This window comes from Halosimplex rubrum, assembly GCF_013415885.1.
GTDB classification, from domain to species: Archaea; Halobacteriota; Halobacteria; order Halobacteriales; family Haloarculaceae; genus Halosimplex; species Halosimplex rubrum.
Genome location: NZ_CP058910.1, coordinates 176,032 through 200,773, shown reverse-complemented (window position 1 = coordinate 200,773; position 24,742 = coordinate 176,032). Strand labels below are relative to the sequence as shown.

Genomic DNA, 24,742 nt, shown 5'->3' with positions numbered 1-24,742 from the left:
TGAGCCTGAAAGAGCCGCCCGCTCGAAAGGTCTTTGTAAGACCTCAAGAGATCACACTGGTAGTGGACGACGAACGGGCAATCGAGGAGATCCTCGATACCATCGGAGACGAACACGCCCGCCGGGTGCTCGCCGCGATCAGCCGCGAGCCCCGATCGGCGAAGGACCTGAGCGAAGAGTGCGACCTGTCGCTGCCGACCGTCTACCGCCGCATCGAGATGCTCACCCAGTACGACCTCATCAAAGACCAGACACTGGTGGCCGACGACGGCAACCACTACAAGGTCTACGAGTCGAACTTCGAGTCGACGGTCATCTCGCTGGAGGACGACGAGTACAAGGTGCGCATCTACCGCGAGGAGAACCTCCCGGACCGGTTCAGCCAGCTCTGGGACGACCTCAACCCCGAGTGAGCGCGGCGGCACGGCACCGGATACCACCGCGACGCGAGCGCCCGCTCGACCGACCGCGCGCGTCGGACCGGCGAAATTATATGTCGGAGCGTCCTCCCGGACAGACGACGAATGGTAGAAGTCGTCGCGGTCATGCGGGGGGTCCTGGCGTTGATGCGGATGGCGGTGTTCGGGCTCTCGCTCGGGATCACGTTGATCAGCTTCCAGGCGTACCGACAGCGCCCCTCCGAGCGCCTGCAGTACGCCTTCATGGGTTTCGCCTTCATCAGTATGGGCGTCGCCAGTACCGTCATCGCCCAGATCGGCGTGCGCGAAGCGACCGAAACCGTCCGGCTGTTCTTCCGGATGACCGAGTCCATCCCCTTCATCATCGGGTTCACGATGCTGTACATCTCGCTGTATCGGGACTGAGCGGGCGGGCGGCGCCCGGGTCGCGGGTGCGGCTCCAAGCCACGCCGTTTATGACCCACGGGTCCCACTAGTGGTCCAATGACTGAACCGTCCACCCAGGTGACGCGCCTGTTTGGTGGTCCCGGGAGCGGGAAGACGACGGCACTGCTCGACAGGGTCGAGACCCTGCTCGAAGAGAACGACGATCTGGAGTTCCGGGACGTGCTGGTGGTGTCCTACACCCGCGCGGCCGCGGCGGAGATCCGCGACCGCCTCGCCGAGCGACTCGGCGAGTCCCCGCGCGCGCTCAAGGGGAACGTCTGCACGATGCACGCGAAGGCGTACGAACTCCTCGACCTCTCGCGGGGGGACGTGGTCGGCGAGTCCGACAAGGAGGACTTCTGCGAGGAGTACGGCGTCGAGTACGAGGACGAGTACGAGGGGTCGCGACGCCGGACCGCCCGCTCGACCACGATCGGCAACAAGATCATCGCCACGAGCCAGTGGCTCCAGCGGACCCGCCGTGACGTGGCCGACTGGTACGACGTCCCCTTCAAGTGGGACGACGAGGTCGTCCGCCTCCCGCCGGAGATCGACGACAACGCCCAGACCGGCAACAAGTACACGCCGACCTGGCCCAGCGACGACGACCGCATCAGCGTCCCCGAGACGATCCGGGCCTGGCGCCAGTTCAAGGGCGAGAACGACGTGGTCGGCTTCGCCGACATGCTCGAACGCGTCGCCCAGCGCTCGCTCATGCCCAACGTCGAGTACCTCGTCATCGACGAGTTCCAGGACATCACGACCCTGCAGTACGACGTGTATCGCGAGTGGCGCCCGCACATGGAGACGGTGCTGATCGCCGGCGACGACGACCAGGTCGTCTACGCCTGGCAGGGCGCCGACCCCGACCTGCTGCTGGAGGAGCAGGTCACCGACGACAACATCCTCCCCAACTCCTACCGGCTCCCCTCTCGGATCCTCAACGTCGTCAACCGCGAGGTCAGCCACATCGAGAAACGACAGGAGAAGGACCTCAACCCGCGCAAGGAGGGCGGTCGCGTCGAGGGCGTCCAGAACCCCTCGATGATCGACCTCGTTCGCAACGTCCGCACCACGATCGAACAGGACGAGGAGGGGACGGCGATGATCCTCTTCCGCGCGCGCTACCAGATGTTCCAGTTCATCGACGAGTTCATCGGCGAGGGGATCCCCTTCACCTGCCTGACCGACCAGCGGATGTGGACCGACCGGCTCACCCAGTACGTCCGCGCCATCGAGAAACTCGACGAGGACGAGTCCGTCACCGGGCTGGAGGCCCGCCGCCTCGCGGACATGCTCGCCGACTCGGCGTTCGGGACGAGCGAGCGCGACGACCTGTTCGACGAACTCGACGAGATGGAGGAGGCCGCCGACGTCGAGGACCTCGAAGAGCTGTCGGTCGAACCGGAGACGATCCGCGACTACGCGCCGTTCGCTCCCGACCCCCAGGCGGCCGCCGACATGCTCCGGAAGGTCACCAGCTTCCAGGAACGCAGCGTCGAGGCGTACTTTTCGGGCCAGTACGAGGGCATGGAGACCGATCGCGTGCGCCTGGGTACCATCCACAGCGCGAAGGGTCGCGAGGCCGACCACGTCTTCGTCGCCACCGACCTCACGGAGAAGGTCGTCGAGCAGATGGCCGCGACCGTCGACCAGTCCGACCGCGACGTGCCGGGCGACGAGGAGTTCACCAAGCGCACCTCGCCCGTCCCGACGCTCACCGACAACGAGCGCCGCGTCTTCTACGTCGGGATGTCCCGCGCCCGCGAGCGACTCGTCATCATGGAGAATCTCGTCGACGGCGCGCCGACGCTGCCCATCGACGTGTTGCTCAACAACGAGCCGACCGGCGACTCCATCGAGGACGTGCTCGCCAACGCGCAGGAACTCGGCGACGCCGTCGCCGCCGACTGACGCCCTTTCTCGCCGCGTTCCCGTTCTCGCTCCGCGCCCGAGTTAGACTCACTCGTCGACGAGCGCGGCGACTGGGGAACGGAGTCCGCACGAAACAGTACGATCGGCCGTCCCCCCGGACGGCCGGCACGAGCGGTGGACAGGCGAGATGCCTATGACCGCGACGACCGAGCCTCGCGCACCTCGGCGCCGTCGCGGAGTTTGTCTTCGCAGAACGGACAGACGCGGGGGCCGGTGTGACCGTCGGGCGTGAATACGCGTACGTACGCCTCTGTCACGAACGACCCACAGTTCTGACACTCTGGCATCCCTTGACTAACTGTAATCCTCCGGCATATGCTTTCCGGCCGTGGACGGCGGTATAGACCGATTAACACCCCCTCTCGAACCGGCAGGACCCCACTTCCCGAGGGTACCACCGCGCTACCGGTAACCGGGTTGATACGAGCGGGCGACCGCGTGACGGCGGGACCACAGCTTTCGGTGGGCCCGATATCGGTCGCGGGAGAGTCACGGTCGCCGAGCGCGGACGCCGCCGGTCACTGCGACCGGTCGGTCCAGAACCGGTCGAGCTGGCCGTCGAGGAACTCGGCGGTCATGCGGACGAACTCCTCGCGCTCGGCGGGCGAGAGGTACTCGTGGACCGAGCGGGGGGCGCCCGCCGTGTAGCGGCGGTCGGCGAACACGCGGACGCCCACCTCGTCGGTGCCGCGGATGACGCGACCGATGGCCTGGCGCGCCCGGCGGACCGCCGGGACCGTCAGCGCGTAGGCGAAGGCGTTGTCCTCGCCGAACTCGTCGGCGTAGGCCCGCCGGACCGCCTGGACCCGCGGCGACCCGACGTTCACGAGGGGGACGCCGATCACCAGCGCCGCCGCCAGCTTCTCGCCGTCGTAGTCGACGCCCTCCGTCAGCGTCCCGCGGGTGCTCGTCACGAGCACCTTCCCGTCGCCGCGGAAGAAGTCGGCTTTCAGCTCCTCTGTCGCCTCGTTGCTCGAACTCTCGTCGACCAGGACGGGTTTGTCGATAGTTTCGTCGAGGTAGGCGCCGGCCCACTCGGCCTCCCGGTAGTTGGGCATCGCGACGAGGACGTTCCCCGGCGAGCGCGCGACCGACCGGAGGACGTGGGCGTACTCGTCGCGGGTCCGGTTCCAGCCGTCGCCCAGCGGGTCCATCTCGGAGGGGTCGCCCCGGTTCCGGGCGGTGAACGGCTCGGCGTCGACCGTCCAGCTCGCGCGGTTGTCTTCGGGGAACCGCAGCGGGTAGCTCGTCGCCTCGACCGGGCGGCCAGGGTCGCCGTCGTCCGGCGTCGGCCCGGGATTCGGGTCGCCCTCTCGCAGGGATTCCAGCCCCGAGACCTCGGTGAACACGGAAAGCGGCGAGAGGGTGGCGCTCATCAGCACCCCGCCGCCAAGTGAATCGAAGATCTCCTTGAGCGACTCGGCGGGCATGCAGTCGAACAGGACGAGCCCGGGTGTGTACACGCGTAGGTAGTCCTCGTCGACGGCGTCGGCGGCCTGCCCGGTCTTGGGGGCGTACTCCAGTTCGATCTCCCGGAGATAGCGGTCGTGGCCGCGCTCCCACCAGTGACCCATCACGGCGCCGACGGCGGCGCAGACCGGCTGGCGCGTCAGTCCGAGGCCGTCGATGGCGTCCTCGACGGCGGCGCCGACCGTGGCGAGCGTCCGCCAGAGCTCGCCGTCGTAGCCCTGCCGCTCGGCCCACCTCGTGAGTTCGTCGGGTTCGGGCTCGTCGGGGTCCCGGAGCGGGACCTCCACGTCCCGCTCGGGGACGCTCTCGGTCGGGTCGCCCACGCGCCAGTCGCGTTCGACCTCCTCGTCGAGGTAGCGCTCGACCCGCTCGTCGAGCCACCCGAGCAGGTCGTCGTAGAACTCCCGCGCTTGGTCGAGCGCCGAGAGGGGCACGTCGTGGCTCGCGAGCCGGTCGCGGACCTGCTGTTTCTTGTCCCGACTCTCGCGGGCGCGCGAGAGGAGGTGATTGCAGTCGTTGCGCGCCCGCTTGACAGTCGAGCGTCCCACCCGGTCGGAGAGCAGGTCGCGGACCCGTTCCTCCAGCCGGTGGGCCTCGTCGACGACGAGGAACGTCGAGGAGTCGAGCGCGGCCGCGACGAGCGGGCGCGACCCGGGGTCGAAGACGTGGTTGTAGTTGCCGATTATCACGTCGGCGTGTTCGAGCATGACGCCCATCGCCCGGTGGGGACAGGTGCCCCGCTCGACGCTGGCTGGGAGGTAGTCGTCGGCGGTGACGACTTGGGACTCGCCCACCGAGAAGTCGACGGGCGAGCCCTTGTTGCGGGCGAACCAGTCGGCCTCGAAGGGGCAGTACAGCGGCTCGTCGTCGCCGGCGGTCATCGACTCGGGCGCGCTGGGCTGGCTCCGCGGGTACGGCGACTCGGCGCCCCCCGTTTCGAGTGCGCTGTCGAAGGTGCGGTAGGTGTCGGCGTCCATGCGGGCCTCCCGGACCAGCTCGCTCGCGAGGCTCGGGTCCCACCAGATGTCCTCGGGGTCGGAAGCGAGCGCGGCGTCGGCGGCGGGTTCGTCGCCGGACCGGCGGTCGGCCTCGACCAGATCAGCGGTGTTCTCGCGGAGGTCTTCGCAGCGGTCGTGCGTCGAGGCGTCGTCGGGGAACGCGCCCTCGCGGCCGTACGGACAGAGGTCTCGTTTCCCGACCAGGGCGACGCCGTCCAGCGGCTCCGGTCGGTCGGGGTCGGCGGCGAGGCGGGCGTTCATCGCCCGCAGGTCCTCGACAAACTGGTTGCGCTGCTGTTTGACCGGCGTGACGACCACCACGCGGTCGTACTTGCGGGTCGTCCGGACGAGCGTCGCGCCCGCGGTGAGCGCGGCCATCGTCTTGCCGGTCCCACAGGGCCCCTCCATCGCGAAGTAGCCGCCGCGCTGGCCCACTTCGACCGCCGTCTCGATCGCGTCGGTCTGGCTCTCGTAGGGCTCGTCGAACCCGAACACGTCGCGCCAGGCCTCGGCGGGGTCGCCGCTCGACCACCCCTCGGGACCGGCGCCAGCACCGTCGCTGTCTGCCGACTCGTCGCCGCTCCCGGCGGCGCTCGCGGCGTCGGCACTCCCCGTCCCGGCTTCGGTCGCCTCGCCCTCGCTCGCGACCCGGTCGTCGGCCATCGTGGATCCCTGTGTCGCCCTCGCGTATGAACGCACGGATGCCGCGGTGGGTCGACCGCCGACGGCGGGACCGCCCGCGCCCGTTCCCGACCCGCCCGCCGCGGTGCTTCCGTCCGCTGTCGGGCGATCGCTCGCCCGTCCCCACGGGAGACTTAAGTTGGTGGAGACTGCAATTCCGTCACTACGGCCGATGACACGGGTTGGCACGCGATCTCGACGGCAGGGTCTACGAGGGACGGAGAGATGACGGCTTCCGACGACGACGGCGACCCGGCCGACGACGGCGACCCGGCCGGCGGAACTGACGAGGGCGCCGACGGCGACCCGGGAGGCGACCCGTCCGCGGCGCCGGACGACACCGACGACGCGGGCGTCCGAATCGTACACCTCGACCCCGACGAGACGGTGATCTCGCGGCTGACGGCGGAGACCGACGGCGCGGAGCGCATCGACTACGATGGGACGAGCGAGCCCGACCGCGTCCGCGACCGGATCGAAGCGGACGACGTGGACGTGTTCGTGGTCGAGCCGGACGCGCCGGCGGACGTGGCGTCGCTGGTCGAGGACGCCGGGGCGGCCGGGGCGGCCGTCGCTCTCTACACGCGGGTCGATCCGGGCGACGTGGACCCGGCGGTGTTCGACGCGGTCGACACGCTCGTCGAGAAGTGGACGGCCGAGGAGGGGCTGGACTTCGTCGTCGAGAAACTGCTGCGGGCGGCACGCACGCAGGAGGTCGCCTCGCGGTTCTCCCGCGCGTTCGACCGGGTCGACCCGGACACACAGTCGTCGTGTTCCTCCCTCGTCTACGAGGACGGCACCGTCATCTGGGAGTCGACGCCCTTAGACGAGTACTTCGACCGCCGCGGCGTCACCGTGGCGGTCCCGGAGACGCCGAACTTCTACCGGCAGCTCACCGCCGCGCTCTCTCACGACCCCGACGCGATCCGGACGATCCGCGGGCCGGACGTGCCCGCCGAACCGACGGAGTTCTCCGTCCCGACCGCCGAGGGGCGGGCCCGATTTCGCTACACCGAACACGAGTTCCCCGACACGGTCGGGCCCCTCCGGCTGGTCATCGTCGAGGACGTGACCTGGTCGGCCCGGTCGAGCGCCCGGCTGGAACTGCTCGACCTGCTCGACCGGCACGTCCAGGACGGCATTTCGGTCGTCGACGCCAACGGCCGCGTCGAGTACCACAACGAGTCGTTCGCCGGCCTGCTGGGCTACGACGACATGGTCGGCGAGCACACGGCGACCTACATGGCCGAGGGCGAACTCCAGTCGGGCCAGCGGACGCTCCAGCAGCTGCGGACGGCCGACCGCGACAGCGCCGTCATCGACATGACCTTCGAGACGGCCGACGGCGAGGAACGGACACTGGCCGTCCACTTCTCGGTCCGCGACGGCGAAAACGGCTACGAGGGGCTGGTCAACGTCGCCCGCGACGTGACCGAGCGCCGCGACCGCGAGCGGACGCTCGAACAGTACCGCCGGCTCGTCGAGAGCGCGGGCGACCCGATGTACGTCGTCGACGACGACGGGCGCGTCGAGATCTGCAACGACGCGCTGGTCGAACTGTTCGACGGCGACCGCGAGTCGCTGGTCGGCACCGCTCTGTCGGAACTGCTCCCCGAGGCGGCCGCCGAGCGCATCGACGAGGCGCTCGCCCGGGCGAGCGCGGCCGACGAGAGCGTCACCCGCGGGTTCGACCTCCCGACCCCGACGGGCGAGGTCAGGCGGTTCGAGGCCACCGTCGCGGATCTCAGCCCGGCCGACGAGGCCGACGGGTCGGTCGGGATCCTCCACGAGGTGACCGCCCGCGAGCGCCGCGAGAGCGAGCTCGACCTGCTCAAGCAGGTGCTGACGCGCGTGCTCAGACACGACGTGCGCACGGGACTGACCGTCGTCCGCGGACAGGCGGAGGTGCTGGCCGAGCGCACGGACGGCGAGCAGCAGCGAATGGCCGAGACCATCGTCGACCGCAGCGAGCAGCTCGTCGAGACGACCGAGAAGGCCCGCGCCATCGAGCGGGTCATCGACAGCGACGAGGGGCGGGTCACGCTCGATCTCAGGTCCGTGGTCAACCGCAGCGTCGCCAACGTCGCGGCAGCCCACGGCGACGCGGAGTACGACGTGCGCATCACCGAGCAGGTACCCGTCCGCGCCCACCGCGCGCTCCCCTACGCGGTCGAGAACCTCGTCGAAAACGCGGTCTCCCACGGCGACGGCACTCCGTCGGTGACGATCACGGCGGCCGTCGACGAGGGAGCCGTCGAACTCCGGATCACCGACGACGGCCCCGGCATCTCCCAGTCGGAACTCGACGTGCTCGCCGACCGCGAGGAGACGCCGCTCAAGCACGGCACCGGTGTCGGCCTCTGGCTCGTGTCGTGGGTCGTCGAGCGCTCGGGCGGCGAGCTGGACTTCGACACCGGCGACGACGGGACGACCGTCACCGTCCGCCTCGACGCCGGCGACGCCGACGACGTGAGCTGATTCGCCGCGGTCGAACTCGTCGGTCCCGGTTCCCCCGACCCGCGCCTTTTTCCCGCCGTTGCCCGTCCGTTCGCCCATGCCCACCCACCGGATCGCCGTCGTCGGCGTCGGTAGCGCCGCCGAGACCCACATGCGCGCCTACGAACAGCTAGACGACGCCGCGGTCGTCGCCTGCGCGGGCCGCGGAGACGAGCGAAGCGAGTCCCCGAACGGAGCGAGCGGTGAAACCGCGAGCCGCGACGACGAGCGCGTGCGGTCGTTCGCCGACGAACACGACTGCGACCCGTATCTCGACGTGTCGGCGATGCTCGACTCGGTCGAGCCCGACGTACTCGACGTCTGCACCCCGAGCGGGGCGCACCTCGACCCGGCGCTCGCGGCGGCCGACCGCGGCGTCGACGTGTTCTGCGAGAAGCCCCTGGAGACCACGACCGAACGGATCGACCGGCTGATCGACGCGGCCGAGGCGGCGGGGATCCGGCTCGGCGGCGTCTTCCAGCGGCGGTACAAACCGGTGGTCCGGACCGTCCGCGAGGCCGTCGCCGAGGGGCGGTTCGGGTCGCTGGCGGTCGCCAGCGCCGCGCTCCCGTGGTGGCGCGACGACGGCTACTACGACGGGACCTGGCAGGCCGACCCCGCGGTCGCGGGCGGCGGCGCGGTCATGAGCCAGGCCATCCACAGCGTCGACGCGATCCAGTGGATCGCCGGCGCCGGGATGGATATAGACCCCGACGAGAACCCCGTCGCCGAGGTGTCGGCGTTCACCGGCGTCCGCGGCCACGACGCCGACCTCGCCGTGGAGGACGCCGCCGTCGCGACGCTGCGCTACCGCGACGGGACGCTCGGCCAACTGCTCGCGACGACGGCGACCTACCCCGGCGGCGAGATACGGTACGAACTCGGCGGGAGGGACGGCTCCGCGGAGATCCGCGGCGAGGAGCTGACGACGTGGACGTTCCGCGAGGAGCGCGAGACCGACGAGGCGACGCGCGAGCGCTTCTCCGGGCCGGACGCGGGCGCCGACGAGCCGAACCCGCTCGAACTCCCCAACGTCCGCGAGTTCCTCGACGCCCGCGCGAGCGGCGAGCCGTTCATGCTCGACGGCCCCGAGGCCCGGAAGGCCGTCGCCATCGTCGAGGCGATCTACGAGTCGGCCGAGCGGGGCGAACCCGTGGCTGTCGAGTGATCAACCGAGGTAGTCGGCCAACCGCTCGGCGGCCTCCTCGACGCGGGGGGTGACCAGCGCGAACCGTATCCAGTCGGCGCGGGACTCGCCGAAGGCCTCGCCGGGCATCCCCGCGACGCCCGCCTCGTCGATCAGCCGCTCGACGTTTTCCATCGTCCCCGGGAAGCCGTCGAAGCGAGCCATCACGTAGAACGAGCCGCCGGGCGTCGTGTACTCGGCGCCGGCCCGATCGAGCGCGTCGGTGAACCGGTCGATGCGCTCGCGGAGCCGCTCGCGGTTGCGCTCGTAGTACTCGGGCGGCGTCGCCCGGAGCGCCCGCAGCACCGCCGCCTGGGCCGGCCGGCTGCCCGTCACGTTCTGGATCATGTGTCTGGTGCGAGCGCGCTCGACCAGGTCGCCGAGCGGCCCCTCCGCCGGCGGGAAGACGGTGTATCCGACCCGCAGCCCCGTGATCGCGAGCGTCTTCGAGAAGGAGTTCGTGGCGACGACGCGGTCCGAACCGGTCGCCAGCGCGCTCTCGAAGGCGCCGGTGAAGTCGTAGTGGTCGTACACCTCGTCGGCGACGAGCACGGCGTCGTGTTCCTCGGCGACCGCGACGAGGGCCTCGATCGTCTCCGGCGGGTAGACCGCGCCGGTGGGGTTGTTGGGTGAGTTGACGACGATGGCGGCCGTGTCGTCGCTCGCGGCCGCACGCACGTCGGCGGGGTCGAGCTGGCCCGTCTCGTCGGCCGGGACGTAGGTGGCGTCGGCGTCGAGCAGGTTCGCCCGCCCGGCGTAGTAGGGGTAGACCGGGTCGGTCATGATCAGCTCCGACCCCTCGTCCCGGTCCAGCGCGCCCGTCGTCGCGAGGTGGTTGGCCTCGCCGGCGCCGTTGGTGACGACGACGCGCGAGCGGTCGACGCCGCGGCGCTCGGCGATCTCCGTCCGTAGCTCCGCGAGGCCGACGCTCGGGGGGTACTGGAACTCGCTCACGTCGCCGTCGGCGTAGTCGCGCAGCCCCTCGCGGAGCGCCTCGGGGGGCTCCCAGTCGGGGTTGCCGCTCACCATGTCCACCACGTCGCGGTCGGCGCCGGCCGCGTACTGCATCACCCGGAAGAACTGGGGTGTCTCGTAGTCCATCGATCACCGGCCGTTAGCCGCCCGCGACGTAAACCCTGGCGCTCGGCGGCGGCCGCGGGGCGGGCCGACACGCGACCGGACGCCCCCGTCCGCTCAGAACAGCACCTCGACCTGTCGGCGGGTCGTCGCCAGGTCCCCGGAGTTGTCGACGGTGACGTGGTCGCGCTCGGGCGGCTCGAACCGGTCGCGGGCGTTCTCGTAGACGGCCACGTCCGCCTCGCTCGGGTCGTCCTCCCGCTCGCGGATACGCCGCCGCGCGACCTCGTCCGCACAGACCACGCGGACGAGCGTCAGGTTCGCGCCGGCCTCCTCGGCCAGCGCGGCCGCGTCGTCGCGGCGGACGCGGCGCTCGAAGGTCGCGTCGAGGACGACGGGGCGACCGTCGGCGAGCGCCTCGCGCGCCCGCTCCAGCATCGCGCCGTAGACGCACTCTTTCTCGGCGCGGCTGTAGGTGGGGTCGTCGACCAGTTCCCGGCGGACGGCGTCGCTGCGGATCCGCTCGCCGCCGAGCCGGTCGGCGATCTCCCTCGCCACGGTCGACTTCCCGACCCCCGGCAGCCCGCACTGCACGACGAGTCGCGGCGTCATCTACCCCCATCTCGAACCCCGCGCCTCAAGAACGTGGGTGTCACGTCGCCGGTTCGGGACTCGGTCACCCCGTCGCCCGACGCTCCCGCGAGTCGACCCGTCCCCTGCGCTTTTCCGGGGGCCGCCCGAGGTGACGGTATGCGCGAGTTCGCCGAGGACCCGCCGGTCGAGCGGCGGGTCGGCGACCTGTTGGCCGAGCGCGCCGAAACCGTCGCGGTCGCCGAGACGGCCACCGGGGGGCTCGTCGGAGCGCTGCTGACGAGCCCACCGGGCGCGAGCGACTTCCTCGACCGCGTCGTCGTCCCCTACGACTACGACGCGCTCCGGGCGACGCTCGCTATCCCCCGCGAGACGCTCGACGACCACGGCGCCGTCAGCGAGCCGGTCACCCGCGACCTGGCGCGGGCGGCCAGGGACACCGCCGACGCCACCTGGGGCGTCGCCACCGCGGGCGTCGCCGGCCCCGACGGCGGCACCGAAGCCAAACCGGTCGGCACCGGGTTCGTCGGCGTCGCGTACGCCGCCCCCTGGGAATCGGGCGACTCGACCGCCAGGGTCTCCCGCTACGAGTTCGACGGCGGTCGGACGGCCGTCCGCGAGCGCCTGGCCCGCCGCGCGCTGCGGGACCTCGAGACCGCGGTCAGTTCGCGCGCCGACTGACGACCGGTAGCGGCCCCTCGCCCCGGACCCCCCGTGGACCGACCAGTCGGTGCATCGACTCGTCGCCCACCGAAGGACAACACTTGTGACCCGCGGGTCCATCGAATCGCTCCATGGACAAGCGCGGACACGTGTTGAACGCGGTCTTTCTCGCCGTGGGGCTGGGGTTCATCCTCGAACCGGCGGGCGACGTGGCGACGTTCCGGACGATCGCCGCGGTGTTCGTCCCGCTGGTGCTCGGCGCGCTGTTCCCCGACGTGGACACCCACTTCGGGAAACACCGCAAGACGCTGCACAACCTCCCGGTGCTGGCGATCGTCGCCGCCTACCCGATCTACTTCGGGAACCTCCACTGGGTGTGGCTCGGCGTGCTCTCTCACTACGTGCTGGACGCGCTCGGGACGACCCGCGGGCTCGCCCTCTTCTACCCCTTCTGGGACGAGGAGTTCGGCGCGCCCGTCGGCGTCCCCGTCAGCAGCGACTACTCCAGCGCGATGATGCTCGCCGTCACCGCCTTCGAACTCGTCGTCGCCGCCGGCCTCGTCCACGTCCTCCCCGCCTACCTCCCCGAGGGCGTCGCGCTGCCGTTTTGACCCTTCTCGCGCTTTTCGGACTCCATCTTCGGGTCACGACAGCTATCGATCGAATACTATGGCGCGCGCTGTCGAGCGTGCCCGCCTCCTGGCGGGCCGCTCGAAATAGCCGTGCGAGGGATGAGTAGCACAGGAGCGAAGCGACGAGCAACGCAATCGGCTGGGGAGGATCGTGGCCGGTTGCGGTGCCGTGCGGGGCGGTGCTGTCCCTGGTGGACTGAAAGGGCGAGGCGCGCTCGCGTACAGTTTAGTCGTCTGAGCGGGCACTATCCGCGCGGGCGGTGCGGAGAGCGCGGATATCCCGGTCAGCGACCGCGAGCGGGTCGAGGGCTTTCAACGCCTGTTGTTCTCGGCGGCAGATCCAACTCCTAGCGAGCGGGTCGAGGGCTTTCAGCGCTTGCTGTCGACTGCAGTCACGGTTCCTCCTAGAGAGCGAGTTGGGAGTATTCGAGAGCGTCTATCGACTAGGAGGGGGAACGCTTTTACTGAGCGGCGGGCATCACTCGGGTATCATGGCCTCCTGGGAGTGTGCGATCGACGGCGACGACGAACAGTTCGAGCGGGTCGAGGACCTGATCGTCCATCAGTCGACGGCACACGAGCGCATCGAGTGCAAGGTCTGCGGGACCGTCCTCCCGGACGGCTACTTCGCGATCCGTCACGCCTTCGACGAGCACAGCCGCGCGGAGTACGTCCGGGCCTACGACGCCACCGCCAAGGAGGTCCGCCGCCGCGAAAACGCCAAGGAGACCATCGAGGACGAAGCCGACATCCGCGAGGTCATCGACCGACTCGAAGGCGGTAGCGGCGCTATCTGAGACCCGCGACCGGGTCAGTCGAAGTAGGCCGTGACCAGAATCACTAGGCTCACCGAGAGGACCAACAGCGAGTAGACGACGGGCCACCCGTCGCCGAACAGTAACTCTCCGCACAGAACGACGTAGATCGCCAGCAGTATCCGCGAGTTCCGTTTGCCGTCTTCGTTTCGTTCGGTGGACATCTCTGAGTCGATAGCCGACTCGCGTCCGCCGGTGAAATCCCTTGGGGTCGACCGTGTCCTGGTACCGGATCGGACCGAAAACAGGCGGAGTCGGCGACGCCTACTTCGAGGAGAGCAGGTAGCCGCCGACGCCGAGCGACAGCACCGCCAGCAGGACCGAGACGAGGCGGATCAGCTGCGGGGTCGCGCCCAGCGGCGGCTCCGCGGTCCGGGTGCTCATCGCGTCGTAGCGCTCGATCTGCTGTCTGCGCTGTTCGGCCTGGGACTCGTTCAGCCCCTCGTCGTCGCTCGGGTAGCCGTAGAACCGCTCGTCCGAGGGCGGCAGCGACTCCGCGTCCTCGGGGCGTTCGACGACGATCCCCGGCTCGGTCCCGTTGTCGTACATCGCGCGGACTTCCCCGTCGGTCGGGTAGCCGAAGTCGTCGGCGCCCTCGCCGAGGGCGACGCGGTACTCGCCGTCGTTCTCCAGGGTCGTCACGTACAGCTCCTGGCCGCGCTCGGAGAGGTTCTCGTAGGCGACGATCTCGTAGCCCTGCTGTCGCAGTTCGTCCGGCGGGGCCGGCGCGGTCTCCCCGGTGTCGTGGGTCAGCATCGGCTGGACCGGGAAGAAGGCGGGGACGGCGAACAGCACGACCGCCAGGACCGCCAGCCCCGTGCCGAGTTGGCTTCGCCGGTTCATTCGAGATCAGCCCTCTCGAACAGCGCGTAGCCGATCGCGAGCGGTACCACCAGCCAGAAGGCGAGGACGACCAGCGAGGCCTGGTCCTGCAGGTACAGCGGCAACACCTCGTTGGCCGCCGGCGACCCGTAGCTGATGTCGTCGGGCAGGCTCGAATAGAAGACGATCTGGCGCATCTCGGCCGGCATCACGAGGTTGACGGCCTTGCGGTAGGCCAGATACGGGCTGGTGTACTGGACGGCGTTGTACAGGTCGGGGTTCGGACTGGCGCCGAGCAGGGTCGTGTGGAGCCAGCGGGCGATGTCGCCGACCGACGCGACCGGGAAGACGTAGAGGATGACCAGCAGGAAGTACGTCCCGAAGGCGCCGGCGATGGCGCGGCTGCGGGAGGCGGCCGCCGAGGACATCGCCAGCGCGATGCTGACGAACGTCGACCCGTAGGCGAGCGTTATCAGCAGCGTCCCGAAGACGACGGCGGCCGGGAACGCCCCGTGGCGGGTCAGCGCCGTGCTGATCGCCGCGACGTACATGAACGCGACGCCGCCGGCGACGATGCCGTTGCGGCTCAGCAGCTTCCCGACGAAGACGCTCCGGCGGGTGTTCGGCAGGGAGAGCAGGAACTTGATCCCGCCGCCCTCGCGCTCGCCCGCGATGGCGAGATAGCTCGCCACCAGCGCGACGATCGGCAGGAGGACGGCGAGCAGCAGCGTCAGGACGCGAAAGAGCGCCCGGACCTGCGCGGCGTCGCCGCCGGACGCGTTCCCGGAGACGTAGCCGACGAACGCCGCGATCAGGCCGAGGACGATCGCCGCCGCCCAGAGCAGCTTCGACCGGCGGGCGGCCTTGAAGTCCTTCTTGGCGACCGTGACCGTACTCATGCCGAGGCCCCCTGGGCGTCTTCGAGGTCGATCCCCTCGCCGACCGAGCCGTCGCCGTCGCGGCCGCCGCCGGTGAACTGGTTGAACAGCTCCTCCAGCGAGGTGTTGTCCGCGAGGATGTCGACGACCTCGACCCGCTCGTCGACTCGCTTGACCACCTCGACCTTCGCGCTCGGGTCGGAACACTCGGCGGTCAGCGTCGTGTCGGCCACGTCGACCGCCGAGACGCCCGGGATGTCGGCGACCCCGTCGGCTCGCGGCGCCTCGGCGCACTCCAGTTCGATGGTGGCCTGGCCGGTCGCGCTCTCGCGCAGCCCCTCGATGGAGTCGATGGCGACCAGTTCCCCCTCGTTCATCACGCCGACGCGGTCACAGACCGCCTCGACCTCCGAGAGGATGTGACTGGAGAAGAAGACGGTCGTCCCCTCACTGGCGCGGTCGCGGATGACCGACCGCATGTGCTGGATGCCGTTGGGGTCCAGCCCCGTCGAGGGCTCGTCGAGGATCAACAGATCGGGGTCGTCGGCCAGCGCCATCCCGAACGCGAGGCGCTGTTGCATCCCCTTCGAGTAGCCGGCGGCCACGCGGCCCGCGTCGTCGCGGATGCCCACGAGGTCGAGCAGCCGTTCGGGGTCGTCGTCGGCGTCCTTGGTCTCGACGGCCCACTCCATGTACTCGCGGCCGGTGAGGTAGTCGTCGAAGCCGTACCCTTCGGGGAGGACGCCGATGCGCTCGCGGATGGCGGCGCACTCGCGCTGGGCGTCCATGCCGAACACCTGGGCCGACCCCGCGGTCGGCCGGATGAAGTCGAGCAGCATGTTGATCGTCGTCGACTTCCCCGCGCCGTTGGGCCCGAGGAAGCCGAAGATCTCGCCTTCCTCGATAGTGAGGTCGAGGTCGTCGACGGCGACCACGTCCTCGCCGAAGGTCTTCGTCAGTCCGTTCGTCTGGATGGAGGGCATGTGTCGTACTCGTCACCCGGAACACGGGGCCGATGTAAGTGTTTTTTCGTTGGGCGAGCGCCGACGCGATTGGGCGGCGCCGTACCGATCCGTCACTCGTCGGCGTCGGGAGTCGCTCGATAGATCGCGACCCCGTCGTTCCCGTGGACGCGCGTCCACCCGTCGGCGACCGCGAACGAGCGGTCGAGCGTGCCGAACTGAACGACACCGACGCCGCGGACGGTGTAGCGGCCCTTCGGGACGACGACGTAGTCGGGGTCGGCGTCGACGGTCGCGACCGCCGACGCGACGCAGGCGGCGCTGTCGCACGTCGAGGCGGCCCTGAACGCGGCCAACTGGCGGTCGTAGGCGGTCGCGCTGACCCACTCGACGCCCCACGGGCCGACGGCGATCGACCGGTCCGACAGCGCGGGGAACCACTCGGCGGCGTCGCCGAGCACGAGGAATCGCGCGCCAGCGTGCGTCTCGGCGGCCGCCCACTCGGCGGCCGCGACCGACTCGTCGTCCAGGAACGAGGGCGTGGTCGCGTCGGTCGTCGACGTCGTCGCCGCGGCGAAGGACGCCCCGCCGGCGACGGTCGCGAGGGCGACGAGCGCCGCGGCAGCGGCGGCGCGGCGGTCCGGCGAGGCGAACGCGCTCCCCTCCCGCCGGGCGAGGCGCTCGGCGACGCCGACGCCCGCGACCGCTACCGCCAGGGCGCCGACGGCGTAGGCGAACCGGACCTGGAAGAACAGCAGCGTCGCGACGACGACCCAGGCCGCCACCGTCGCGTCGCGGCGGAGCGCCAGCGCCCCGCCGGCGAGCGCGAGCGGAACGAGCCTGACCCACGAGGGACCGGCGAGGAGGGCGTCGAGGCCGCCGCCGAGCCCGCCGTGGGTCCCGGCGGCCGCGGTGAAGACGCCGGGGCCGTGGGTCGCGACGACCCAGCCGAGCCAGGGGCTCGCCAGCGCGAGCGCGCCGACGCCGACGGCCGTCCCCCGGGCGAGTCCCCCGAGCGTCCGGTCGAGCCCGCCCCAGAACACGAGATAGCTCGCGACGACGAACAGGGTGTAGGTCGGGTGGGTGAGCCCCGTTAGCGCGACCGCGACGGCGCCCCCCAGCAGCGCTCGCCGACCGCCGCCGGTGAAGACGTGATACCCGGCGTAGACCGCGGTCAGGGCGTACAGGAAGGCGAACCCGCGGACGACGCCGCCCGCGGAGACGTGCCACTCCAGCACCTGCGGGTTCAGCGCTATCAGCGCCGCGGTCGCGGTCCCGGCCGGACGCGAGTCGGTGTGGTCCCGTCCGAGCAGGTACGCCGGCACCAGCGCCGCGACGACGGCGAGGGAGGGCAGAAACCGGGTGACGGTGACGGGGTCGAACCCCAGGTCGAGGGCGAGCGCGAAGACGTAGAACCCCAGCGGCGGGTACGCGAAGGGGACGGTGACCGCGTAGCCGTCGACCGTCGCGGGCGGGGCGTACCCGTTCGCGGCGATCGCGGCGGCGATCCGCGCGTACAGCCCGCCGCCGTAGGCCGGATAGGGGTTGGTCGTCAGGTAGACGGCGACGACGACGACGCCCGGGAGCAGCGCCAGTCCCAGCCACCGCGCGTCGCGCCCGTCCAGCGGTGTCGCGTGGCGCAGTCGAGCGGCCAGCGCGAGCGACCGGTCGCGGTCGATGGTGTCGGCCGCCGTCATCTCCGTTCGATCCGGAGCGGGTTCCGGATCCCGACCGACGCGTTCGACCAGCGGTACTCCAGGCGGGCCCAGAGGAGGACGGCGGCGACGAGCGCGACGACGGCGACCCCTTCGAGGGGGCCGACCCAGCGCGGGAAGACGTAGGCGATCCCGTTTTCGACCGACGGCGGCAGCGACGCCATGGCGCGGCCGGACAGCGACAGGTTCGCCCGGTCCGGCTCCCGACTCGGCAGGTCGAGCGTGGCCGCGCTCCGGCCGCCCGCGCTCTCCGCGCCGGTCCCCAGCCGTTCGGCCTCGTAGGGGAACCCGATCGTGGCGGTCCACACCACCTCGCCCGACCGGTCCACCTCGAAGGCCCGGTCGCCGTTGGAGTCGGTGACCAGCGTGTGGCCGTTCGGCAGGCGGTCGGCGTCCCGCGGCCACTGCATGCGCGCGTCGCTCCAGGTCCACGACCGGTTCCACTCCCCGTCCTCGCGCTGGTACTCGACGACGCGGCCGTTCTCGGAGTCGGCCACGAGGAGGGCGGGGCCGCCCCGCTCGGGCGGGACGTAATCGGGGTTGTGCTGCTCGTAGAGGGTGTCGTGGTCGCCGTCCTCGCCGAGCGTCCAGTTCTCCATCAGCCCCCGCTCGAAGTCGACGAAGGCGACCTGGTCGTGGTTGCGGAGGCTGACCATCGCGGCGTCGCGACCCGCTATCTCGACGTGTTCCACGTCGTTGAGGTGCGTCCAGTCGGCGGGGAAGGGGCCGCCGCTGTCGACGTCGAAGGCGGCCTGGGCGCCCCACTCCCAGGTGATCAGCTCCGTCGTCGTGTTGACGACGAAGACGCGGTCGCGGTCGATGTCGGCGACGAGCAGGCGCTCGTCGTCGATCCGGTCGACGTCGTGCCAGCGGGTCGAGTGCTTGCCGGGCGTGACGCGGCTGAATACGTCGGTCGACTCGCCGGTGGTGAGGTTGACGCGCTCGACGCCGTTGCGCGTGCAGACGGAGCCGTCGCACTCCTCGGCGTCGAGGTGGTCGGCGTAGACGAACTCGACCGTCGAGTTCGTCCCGGCGACGGGGTCGACGTCCCAGTAGCGGGTGTGGTCGTTCTCGTGGTAGTAGACGCTCCCGTCGCGGTCGAACGCGACGAGTTCGGCCTGGGCGCGCGGGCCGTCGTTCTCGTCGCTGACGAAGGCGTTCGAGTCGGTCGCGACCACGGTGCGGTTGTCGCGGGGGCCGACGACCGGCGAGTTGTCTCCCGACCGCAGCGCCTGCTCGACCGACGGGTCGCCGGTCACCCGGTCGCTCGACCGCTCGGCCGCGACGTATCCGACCGCGACGGTCCCCGCTGCGAGGAGTACGACCGCGGCCAGCGACAGTCGGACGGTCCGTCGGTCGGACATGCTCGGTTGGACGACGCCGGGCTACTAAGATGGATCGCTGGCGGCTGCGGCCGGCGTACGGCGTCGCTCGTCGTGTGCAGACCGAAGGAACTTAGCCGTCGCTCCCGAACCCGCGGGGAGATGGGGGAGTCATCCGAACCGACCTCGAGCCGCCGTCGCCGTCTGCTCCGGTCGCTGGCCGCCGGGGCGACCCTCGGGACCGCCGGGTGCATGCGCCGGCTGCGCGCGGCCACCGGCTGGGAGTCGGTGGCGCCGGTGTCGGTCGGGATCAAGACGCTCCCGGCCGACGCCGACCCCTACGCGCTCCGGGTCGCCCAGTCGGTCGCCGAGTGGTTCCGGGCTGGCGGCCTCGAATCGACGGTCACGCCCGTCGCCCCCGAGGAGCTGTACCGGCAGGTGCTCCTCCGGAACGACTTCGACGCGTTCGTCGGGCGGGTCCCCGCTCGCCTCCGCGACGGCGACGGCCTCTACGCGCTGTTGCACTCGCGCTTTGGCTCCGAGCCGGGCTGGCAGAACCCCTTCGGCTACGCGAACCTCGACGTCGACGACCGGCTGGCCGACCAGCGCACCGCGACCGGCGAGACGCGGCGCGAGGCGCTGGCGGATATCCAGCGGAGCGTCGCCCGGACCCAGCCGTTCTCGCTGGTCGCGTTCCCCGACGAGATCCGGGCCGTCCGCGGCGAGCGGTTCACCGGGTGGCACCGGAGCGACTACGGCTCGCCGCTGGGGTATCTCTCCCTCGACGAGGGCTGGCGGGAGTCCGCCGGCGAGGGCGCCACCGCGACCGCCACGGCCACCCCCGCCGACCCCGCGACGCTCCGGACGGTTATCACCGACCGGCGACCCACCGAGAACCTCAACCCGCTGGCCGCGGAGTTCCGGTGGGCCGGCGTCCTCACCGGGCTGCTGTACGACCCGCTGGGGTACGAGACGGAGTCCGGCGGGGTCGAGCCGTGGCTGGCCGACGGCTGGGAGTTCGAGACCGTCGACGGGCGACCCCGGGCGCGGGTGCGGCTCCGCGAGGGGCTCACCTGGCACGACGGCGAACCGGTGACGGCAGCGGACGTGGCGCTCACCTACGCGCTGCTCTCTGACGTGACGCTCGGTCGGACCACCGAGGGGACCGACACCGCGACCGACAGCGACGCGGCCGTGGCAGCCCCCCGCTTCCGGGGCCGGAGCAGTCTCGTCGCCGACGCCGAGGTGCTCGACCGGCGGACCGTCGAGGTCCGGTTCGCCGACTGCACCGCCGCGGTCGCGGCGGGCGCGTTCACGGTCCCGGTGTTGCCCGAGCACGTCTGGCGCGAGCGGACCGGTCCGGCCTCGGTCGGCGGCGTCGACTTCGGCGCCACCTCGGAGGCGCTCGTGACCAACAACGTCCCGCCCGTCGGGAGCGGCCCGTTCGCCTTCGAACGCAACGTCCCCGGCGACCGCCTCGTGTTCGAGCGCTTCGACGACCACTTCCTCGCGACCGATCCGCCCGCCGACCTCCCCGGCGGCGTGGACGGGTTTCCACCGTACGAGCGGATCGACGTGACCGTCGTCGGCGCCGACGAGACGGCCGTCTCGATGGTCACGAGCGGCGACGCGGACGTGACCGGGACCGCCGTCGGCGCCGAGACGATCCCGCGGATCGGCCGCTCGGAGGGAGTCGACCTGGTCGTCGGGCGGTCCCCCTCGCCGTACGTCGTCGGCTACAACACGCGCCGGCCGCCGCTGACGAACCCCCGGTTCCGGCACACGCTCGGGCACCTGATCGACCGGCGGGCGCTGGTCGAGGACGTGTTCGACGGCTACGCCTGGCCCGCGGCGAGCGCGCTGGTCGGGTCCGGGCTGGTCCCCTCGGACCTCCAGTTCGACGGCGAACACCCGGTGACGCCCTTCTTCGGATCGGACGGCACGGTGGACGCCGACGCCGCGCGGGCGGCGTTCCGCGACGCCGGCTACGAGTACGACGACGGCACCCTCGTGGAGCGGGACTGATGGGGCTGGTCACCGTCCTCGCGCAGGTCGCCGCCGTCGTCGTCGCGCTGCACCTGCTCGGACTCGTCGCGGTCGTCGGCCGCGACGGCCTGTTCGGCGCCCCCGCACGGGTTCGGGCGAACTTCCGGTCGGTCGCGCCGACGCTCGGCCTGCTGGTCGTCGTCCTCGCCGTCAACGGCGTCGTCCGCGACGTGGGCGTCGAGCTCTCCTGGCTCATCGGCGTGAACATCACCGGGGCGATCTACGCGCTGGAAGGCGGGTTCGTCGCCTGGCTCCAGTCGTTCGCCTCGCCGCCGCTGACCGCCTACTTCAGCGCCGTCTACGTCTTCGGCTACGCCTTCCTGCTGACGTTCCCCGTCGTCGCCTACCTCGCCTGCGAGGACGACCGCCCCGTCCGGACGCTGCTGGTCGCCTACGCGGTCAACTACGCGCTCGGGCTCGTCTGTTACGTCCTCTTCATCTCCTACGGGCCCCGAAACGTCACGCCCGAGGCCGTCGAGTCGCTGCTGTACGCGAACTGGCCCCAGGCGCAGCTGCTGACCGGTCGCGTCAACCGGAACACGAACGTCTTCCCGTCGCTGCACACCTCGCTGTCGGTGACGGTCGCGCTCGTCGCCGCTCGCTACCGCGACAGCTTCCCGCGCTGGTACCCCGTCGCCGCCGCCCTCGCCGCGTCGATCGCCGTCTCGACGATGTACCTCGGCATCCACTGGGCGACCGACGTGGTCGCCGGCGCCGTGCTCGCGGCGGTCGCGGTCGCGGTCGGCGGTCTCGTCGCCGGCGCCGCCGACGAGTCGCGCTCGGCGTCCGGCGGCCCGGACGCGCGCTGGACCGACCGCGTCGCCGCGTGGATCCGACGGTGAAGCGGGCGCGCCGCTCACGGCTCACTCCGTTCGCCGTTCGCCTCGGAGCCTCCCTTCGGTCGGCCCCGCACTCACCGCGGGTACTCGCCTCGAAAAAGATGGGGCAAAAAGCGCAAAAGCGCGACTCGCTGCGTCCTCGTGAGTCGCGAGAGACCGTCGGTCTCTCGGGCCATTCGCGCGGTACTGCCGCGCGAAGACGAAGCGAACGAGAGCACGAAGAGCGGGTCTACCGCTCTTCGGAGTCAGTTCACGGGCGCGGTGCGCCCGTTCACGTGGTCCGAGGAACGCTTCGCTGCGCTCAGCGTTCCTCGCTATTCTCGTGAGCGAAGCGAACGAGAGCACGAAGAGCGGGTCTACCGCTCTTCGGAGTCCAGCACGCGGATCTGGTCGCCGCGGACGGTGACCGGGATCGGGACGGTTGCCTCGTACAGCTCGACGGTGACCTGGTCTTTGCCCTCGTCGATGCGCTGGACCTGGGCCTTCTCGCCCTTGAACGGGCCGGCGATGAGTTCGACGATGTCCCCCTCGGCGATACCCTCCACGTCGGGCTTGGGCGAGAGGAAGTGCTCGACTTCGGCGATGCCCGACTTCCCGGGGACGACGCCGCGCATGTGAGGGATCTCGTCGGAGATGCGCTCGAAGACGGCCGACTCGTCGGCCTCGACCATGACGTAGGAGGTCAGCGAGTCCGGGGCGAGCGCGGCGTGGATCGACTCTTCCTCGCGGTTCATGATCATGTCGGCGACGGTACGCTCCTGGCTGGCCGTGGTCTTGACGGCGAAGATGCCCATCTCAGGGCCCCCCCGGCACGAAGTTCATGATCACGAAGATCAGGAAGCCGAGGATGCCGACGAGGATGATGCCGGCCCCGGCGATCTTCGCGACTTGCGAGAACTCTTCCCACGACGGCGTGCTGGCCAGTTTCAGCACGCGGACGTAGGAGTTCAGGTCGTAGGGAACGTTCATGACCGGCAGTTGCCCCCGCGGGCTTTTCTATCTATTGATGGCGATCGGGTCGGCCGCCGGACGGCGTCGCCGGCGGGTCCGGACCCGCCTCCCAGAACCGTTTTACGGGCAAGCGGTAACCAAGCGGGTATGAACACGTGGCAGCGCCGGTCGGTCGTCTACACCGGCGTGCTCGCCCTCTCGATGTACGCGTTCACGGTCGTCTACCAGTACGGGATGGCGGCCTTCGAGGGCGACCCCAAGACGTTCCTGGAGGCGCTGCAGTTCGTCGTCGAGACGTTCACGACGACCGGCTACGGCTCCCAGGCGGGGTGGGACTCGGCCGCGATGCTCGTGCTCGTCATCGTCATGGACGTCACCGGGACCGTGATGATCTTCCTGGCGCTGCCGGTGGTGGCGTTCCCCGCCTTCGAGGAGGCGCTGTCGACGACGGTCCCCACGGCGGTCGAGAACGGCCACGAGGACCACGTGATCGTCGCCACCTACACGCCCCGCGTCGAGACGCTCATCGGCGAACTCGACTCTCGGGGGGTGGACTGGGTCATCGTCGAACCGGACCGCGACCGCGCGACGGACCTCTACGAGGACGGGTACGACGTGATCCACAACGACCCCGACTCCGCCGACGGGCTCCGCGCCGCGAACTTCACCGACGCGCGGGCGCTCGTGGCCGACGTGTCCGACCAGGTCGACGCCAGCATCGTCCTCACCGCCAAGGAGATCGACGAGTCTGTCCGCGTCGTCAGCGTCGTCGAGGAGCCCGACCGGTCGCGCTACCACGAACTGGCCGGCGCCGACGCGGTGCTCTCCCCCCGCCCGCTGCTCGGCGAGAGTCTCGCCCGGAAGATCACCGCCAGCGTCTCGACCGACCTGGGAAGCACGGTCGAGGTCGGCGAAGACTTCGACATCGCGGAACTCCCGGTCCACCGGGGCGCCGACGTGGCCGGGCGCACCCTCGCCGAGAGCGGCCTCCGCGAGCGGGCCGGCGTCAACGTCATCGGCGCCTGGTTCGACGGCGAGTTCGAGAGCCCGCCCGAACCGGACTCGGTCATCGAACCCGGGACGGTCCTGCTGATGACCGGCCGCGACGACCGACTGGAGGCGCTGGCCGACCGCACGCGCTCGGAGGTGCGCCGCCACACGTCCGGGGAGACCATCGTCGTCGGCTACGGCGAGGTCGGCCGCACGGTCACCGACGTGCTCGACGACGCCGGCCTGCCCTACACCGTCGTCGACAGGGACGAGGCGCCGGGGGTCGACGTGGTCGGCGACGCCACCGACCCCGAGGTGCTGGAGCGGGCCGGACTGGCGTCGGCGCGGTCGGTCATCCTCGCTATCCCCGACGACACCGCCGCGGAGTTCGCCACCCTCGTGGTCCGCGACGAGAGTCGGCGGGTCGAGATCGTCGCCCGCGCCGAGGAGGCCGAGGCCGTCCAGAAGATGTACCGCGCCGGCGCCGACTACGTCCTCGCGCTCGGGACCGTCACCGGTCGCATGGTCGCCTCCGCCGTGCTGGAGGACGAGGACGTGATCTCGCTCGATACGCAGGTCGAGGTCGTCCGCACGCGCGCGTCCGGACTCGTCGGCACCTCGCTCGGCGACGCCGACGTGCGCGCCCGCACCGGCGTCACCGTCGTCGCCGTCGAGCGCGACGGCGACGTGGTGACGGACCTGGGCCCCGACTTCCGCGTCCGCGAGGGCGACGAACTCGTCGTCGCCGGCCCCGACGAGGCCACCAATCGGTTCACCGAAGTGTTCGGGTGAGTGCCACCCCGCGGCGGTCGCACCGCCCGACCGGCC

23 protein-coding genes are annotated in these 24,742 nt (G+C 70.9%); 11 read left to right on the top strand and 12 right to left on the bottom strand.

Features of this window, described 5'->3' with window-relative positions; genetic code table 11:
• Positions 1–62 precede the first annotated feature (62 nt).
• From HZS55_RS01055 to HZS55_RS01045, 3 genes are all read left to right on the top strand, one after another.
• Positions 63–413, top strand: coding sequence for a winged helix-turn-helix domain-containing protein (locus HZS55_RS01055; protein WP_179909922.1), 351 nt, complete (start codon positions 63–65; stop codon positions 411–413).
• A 111-nt stretch (positions 414–524) separates the two neighbouring features.
• Positions 525–824, top strand: a complete 300-nt coding sequence (locus HZS55_RS01050) for a DUF7521 family protein (protein WP_179909921.1) — start codon at positions 525–527, stop codon at positions 822–824.
• Positions 825–902: 78 nt separating this feature from the next.
• The gene (locus tag HZS55_RS01045) at positions 903–2,759 is read left to right on the top strand and encodes a UvrD-helicase domain-containing protein (RefSeq protein WP_179909920.1); all 1,857 of its coding nucleotides are present in this window, start codon (positions 903–905) and stop codon (positions 2,757–2,759) included.
• A gap of 152 nt (positions 2,760–2,911) precedes the next feature.
• Here the strand turns inward: HZS55_RS01045 and HZS55_RS23100 are convergent, their stop codons facing one another.
• Positions 2,912–3,067: a DUF7563 family protein gene (locus HZS55_RS23100; RefSeq protein ID WP_425484368.1), complete on the bottom strand. Its 156-nt coding sequence runs from the start codon at positions 3,065–3,067 to the stop codon at positions 2,912–2,914.
• A 231-nt stretch (positions 3,068–3,298) separates the two neighbouring features.
• On the bottom strand, positions 3,299–5,911 hold the full coding sequence (locus tag HZS55_RS01040) for an ATP-dependent DNA helicase (protein ID WP_246308329.1): 2,613 nt from the start codon (positions 5,909–5,911) through the stop codon (positions 3,299–3,301).
• Positions 5,912–6,154: 243 nt separating this feature from the next.
• Here HZS55_RS01040 and HZS55_RS01035 point away from each other — a divergent pair, with 243 nt between their 5' ends.
• The gene (locus HZS55_RS01035) at positions 6,155–8,407 is read left to right on the top strand and encodes a PAS domain-containing sensor histidine kinase (RefSeq protein ID WP_179909919.1); all 2,253 of its coding nucleotides are present in this window, start codon (positions 6,155–6,157) and stop codon (positions 8,405–8,407) included.
• 76 nt (positions 8,408–8,483) lie between these two features.
• Positions 8,484–9,593: a Gfo/Idh/MocA family protein gene (locus HZS55_RS01030; RefSeq protein WP_179909918.1), complete on the top strand. Its 1,110-nt coding sequence runs from the start codon at positions 8,484–8,486 to the stop codon at positions 9,591–9,593.
• Here the strand turns inward: HZS55_RS01030 and HZS55_RS01025 are convergent, their stop codons facing one another.
• Together HZS55_RS01025 and HZS55_RS01020 are read right to left on the bottom strand one after the other, a co-directional pair.
• Complete coding sequence (locus HZS55_RS01025; RefSeq protein WP_179909917.1) at positions 9,594–10,712, bottom strand: pyridoxal phosphate-dependent aminotransferase; 1,119 nt, start codon at positions 10,710–10,712, stop codon at positions 9,594–9,596.
• Between the two features lie 93 nt (positions 10,713–10,805).
• Positions 10,806–11,300, bottom strand: a complete 495-nt coding sequence (locus HZS55_RS01020; RefSeq protein ID WP_179909916.1) for an AAA family ATPase — start codon at positions 11,298–11,300, stop codon at positions 10,806–10,808.
• A 138-nt stretch (positions 11,301–11,438) separates the two neighbouring features.
• Between HZS55_RS01020 and HZS55_RS01015 the strand changes: the two genes are divergently transcribed.
• From HZS55_RS01015 to HZS55_RS01005, 3 genes are all read left to right on the top strand, one after another.
• Positions 11,439–11,960, top strand: a complete 522-nt coding sequence (locus tag HZS55_RS01015; RefSeq protein ID WP_179909915.1) for a CinA family protein — start codon at positions 11,439–11,441, stop codon at positions 11,958–11,960.
• A 113-nt stretch (positions 11,961–12,073) separates the two neighbouring features.
• On the top strand, positions 12,074–12,553 hold the full coding sequence (locus HZS55_RS01010; RefSeq protein ID WP_179909914.1) for a metal-dependent hydrolase: 480 nt from the start codon (positions 12,074–12,076) through the stop codon (positions 12,551–12,553).
• Between the two features lie 512 nt (positions 12,554–13,065).
• Entirely contained in the window at positions 13,066–13,371 is a 306-nt protein-coding gene (locus HZS55_RS01005) for a DUF7565 family protein (protein ID WP_179909913.1), read from the top strand.
• Positions 13,372–13,385: 14 nt separating this feature from the next.
• Here the strand turns inward: HZS55_RS01005 and HZS55_RS01000 are convergent, their stop codons facing one another.
• The 6 genes from HZS55_RS01000 to HZS55_RS00975 all read right to left on the bottom strand — a co-directional run bounded on the left by HZS55_RS01000 (position 13,386) and on the right by HZS55_RS00975 (position 19,130).
• On the bottom strand, positions 13,386–13,553 hold the full coding sequence (locus HZS55_RS01000) for a hypothetical protein (RefSeq protein WP_179909912.1): 168 nt from the start codon (positions 13,551–13,553) through the stop codon (positions 13,386–13,388).
• A gap of 100 nt (positions 13,554–13,653) precedes the next feature.
• Positions 13,654–14,232 carry a hypothetical protein gene (locus HZS55_RS00995; RefSeq protein ID WP_179909911.1) on the bottom strand — a complete coding sequence of 193 codons (579 nt, stop codon included), beginning with the start codon at positions 14,230–14,232 and terminating at the stop codon, positions 13,654–13,656.
• Positions 14,229–15,110 carry an ABC transporter permease subunit gene (locus HZS55_RS00990; protein ID WP_179909910.1) on the bottom strand — a complete coding sequence of 294 codons (882 nt, stop codon included), beginning with the start codon at positions 15,108–15,110 and terminating at the stop codon, positions 14,229–14,231. The genes HZS55_RS00995 and HZS55_RS00990 overlap by 4 nt, the downstream gene beginning before the upstream one ends.
• Positions 15,107–16,072 carry an ABC transporter ATP-binding protein gene (locus HZS55_RS00985; protein WP_179909909.1) on the bottom strand — a complete coding sequence of 322 codons (966 nt, stop codon included), beginning with the start codon at positions 16,070–16,072 and terminating at the stop codon, positions 15,107–15,109. The genes HZS55_RS00990 and HZS55_RS00985 overlap by 4 nt, the downstream gene beginning before the upstream one ends.
• 92 nt (positions 16,073–16,164) lie before the next feature.
• Positions 16,165–17,748 (bottom strand): glycosyltransferase family 39 protein, encoded by a 1,584-nt coding sequence (locus tag HZS55_RS00980; RefSeq protein WP_179909908.1) that lies wholly within the window; start codon positions 17,746–17,748, stop codon positions 16,165–16,167.
• Entirely contained in the window at positions 17,745–19,130 is a 1,386-nt protein-coding gene (locus HZS55_RS00975) for an aryl-sulfate sulfotransferase (protein WP_179909907.1), read from the bottom strand. The genes HZS55_RS00980 and HZS55_RS00975 overlap by 4 nt, the downstream gene beginning before the upstream one ends.
• A 120-nt stretch (positions 19,131–19,250) precedes the next feature.
• Between HZS55_RS00975 and HZS55_RS00970 the strand changes: the two genes are divergently transcribed.
• Both HZS55_RS00970 and HZS55_RS00965 read left to right on the top strand, forming a co-directional pair.
• Positions 19,251–21,113, top strand: a complete 1,863-nt coding sequence (locus HZS55_RS00970) for an ABC transporter substrate-binding protein (protein WP_179909906.1) — start codon at positions 19,251–19,253, stop codon at positions 21,111–21,113.
• Positions 21,113–21,976, top strand: coding sequence for a phosphatase PAP2 family protein (locus HZS55_RS00965; protein WP_179909905.1), 864 nt, complete (start codon positions 21,113–21,115; stop codon positions 21,974–21,976). Before HZS55_RS00970 ends, HZS55_RS00965 begins: the two co-directional genes overlap by 1 nt.
• 353 nt (positions 21,977–22,329) lie before the next feature.
• Here HZS55_RS00965 and HZS55_RS00960 read toward each other — a convergent pair whose 3' ends face one another.
• Both HZS55_RS00960 and HZS55_RS00955 read right to left on the bottom strand, forming a co-directional pair.
• Positions 22,330–22,767 carry a transcription elongation factor Spt5 gene (locus tag HZS55_RS00960; protein WP_006882825.1) on the bottom strand — a complete coding sequence of 146 codons (438 nt, stop codon included), beginning with the start codon at positions 22,765–22,767 and terminating at the stop codon, positions 22,330–22,332.
• Between the two features lies 1 nt (position 22,768).
• A complete protein-coding gene (locus HZS55_RS00955; RefSeq protein WP_179909904.1) occupies positions 22,769–22,942 on the bottom strand; it encodes a protein translocase SEC61 complex subunit gamma in 174 nt (57 codons plus the stop codon).
• Between the two features lie 129 nt (positions 22,943–23,071).
• Between HZS55_RS00955 and HZS55_RS00950 the strand changes: the two genes are divergently transcribed.
• The gene (locus HZS55_RS00950; RefSeq protein ID WP_179909903.1) at positions 23,072–24,706 is read left to right on the top strand and encodes a potassium channel family protein; all 1,635 of its coding nucleotides are present in this window, start codon (positions 23,072–23,074) and stop codon (positions 24,704–24,706) included.
• Positions 24,707–24,742: the final 36 nt, after the last annotated feature.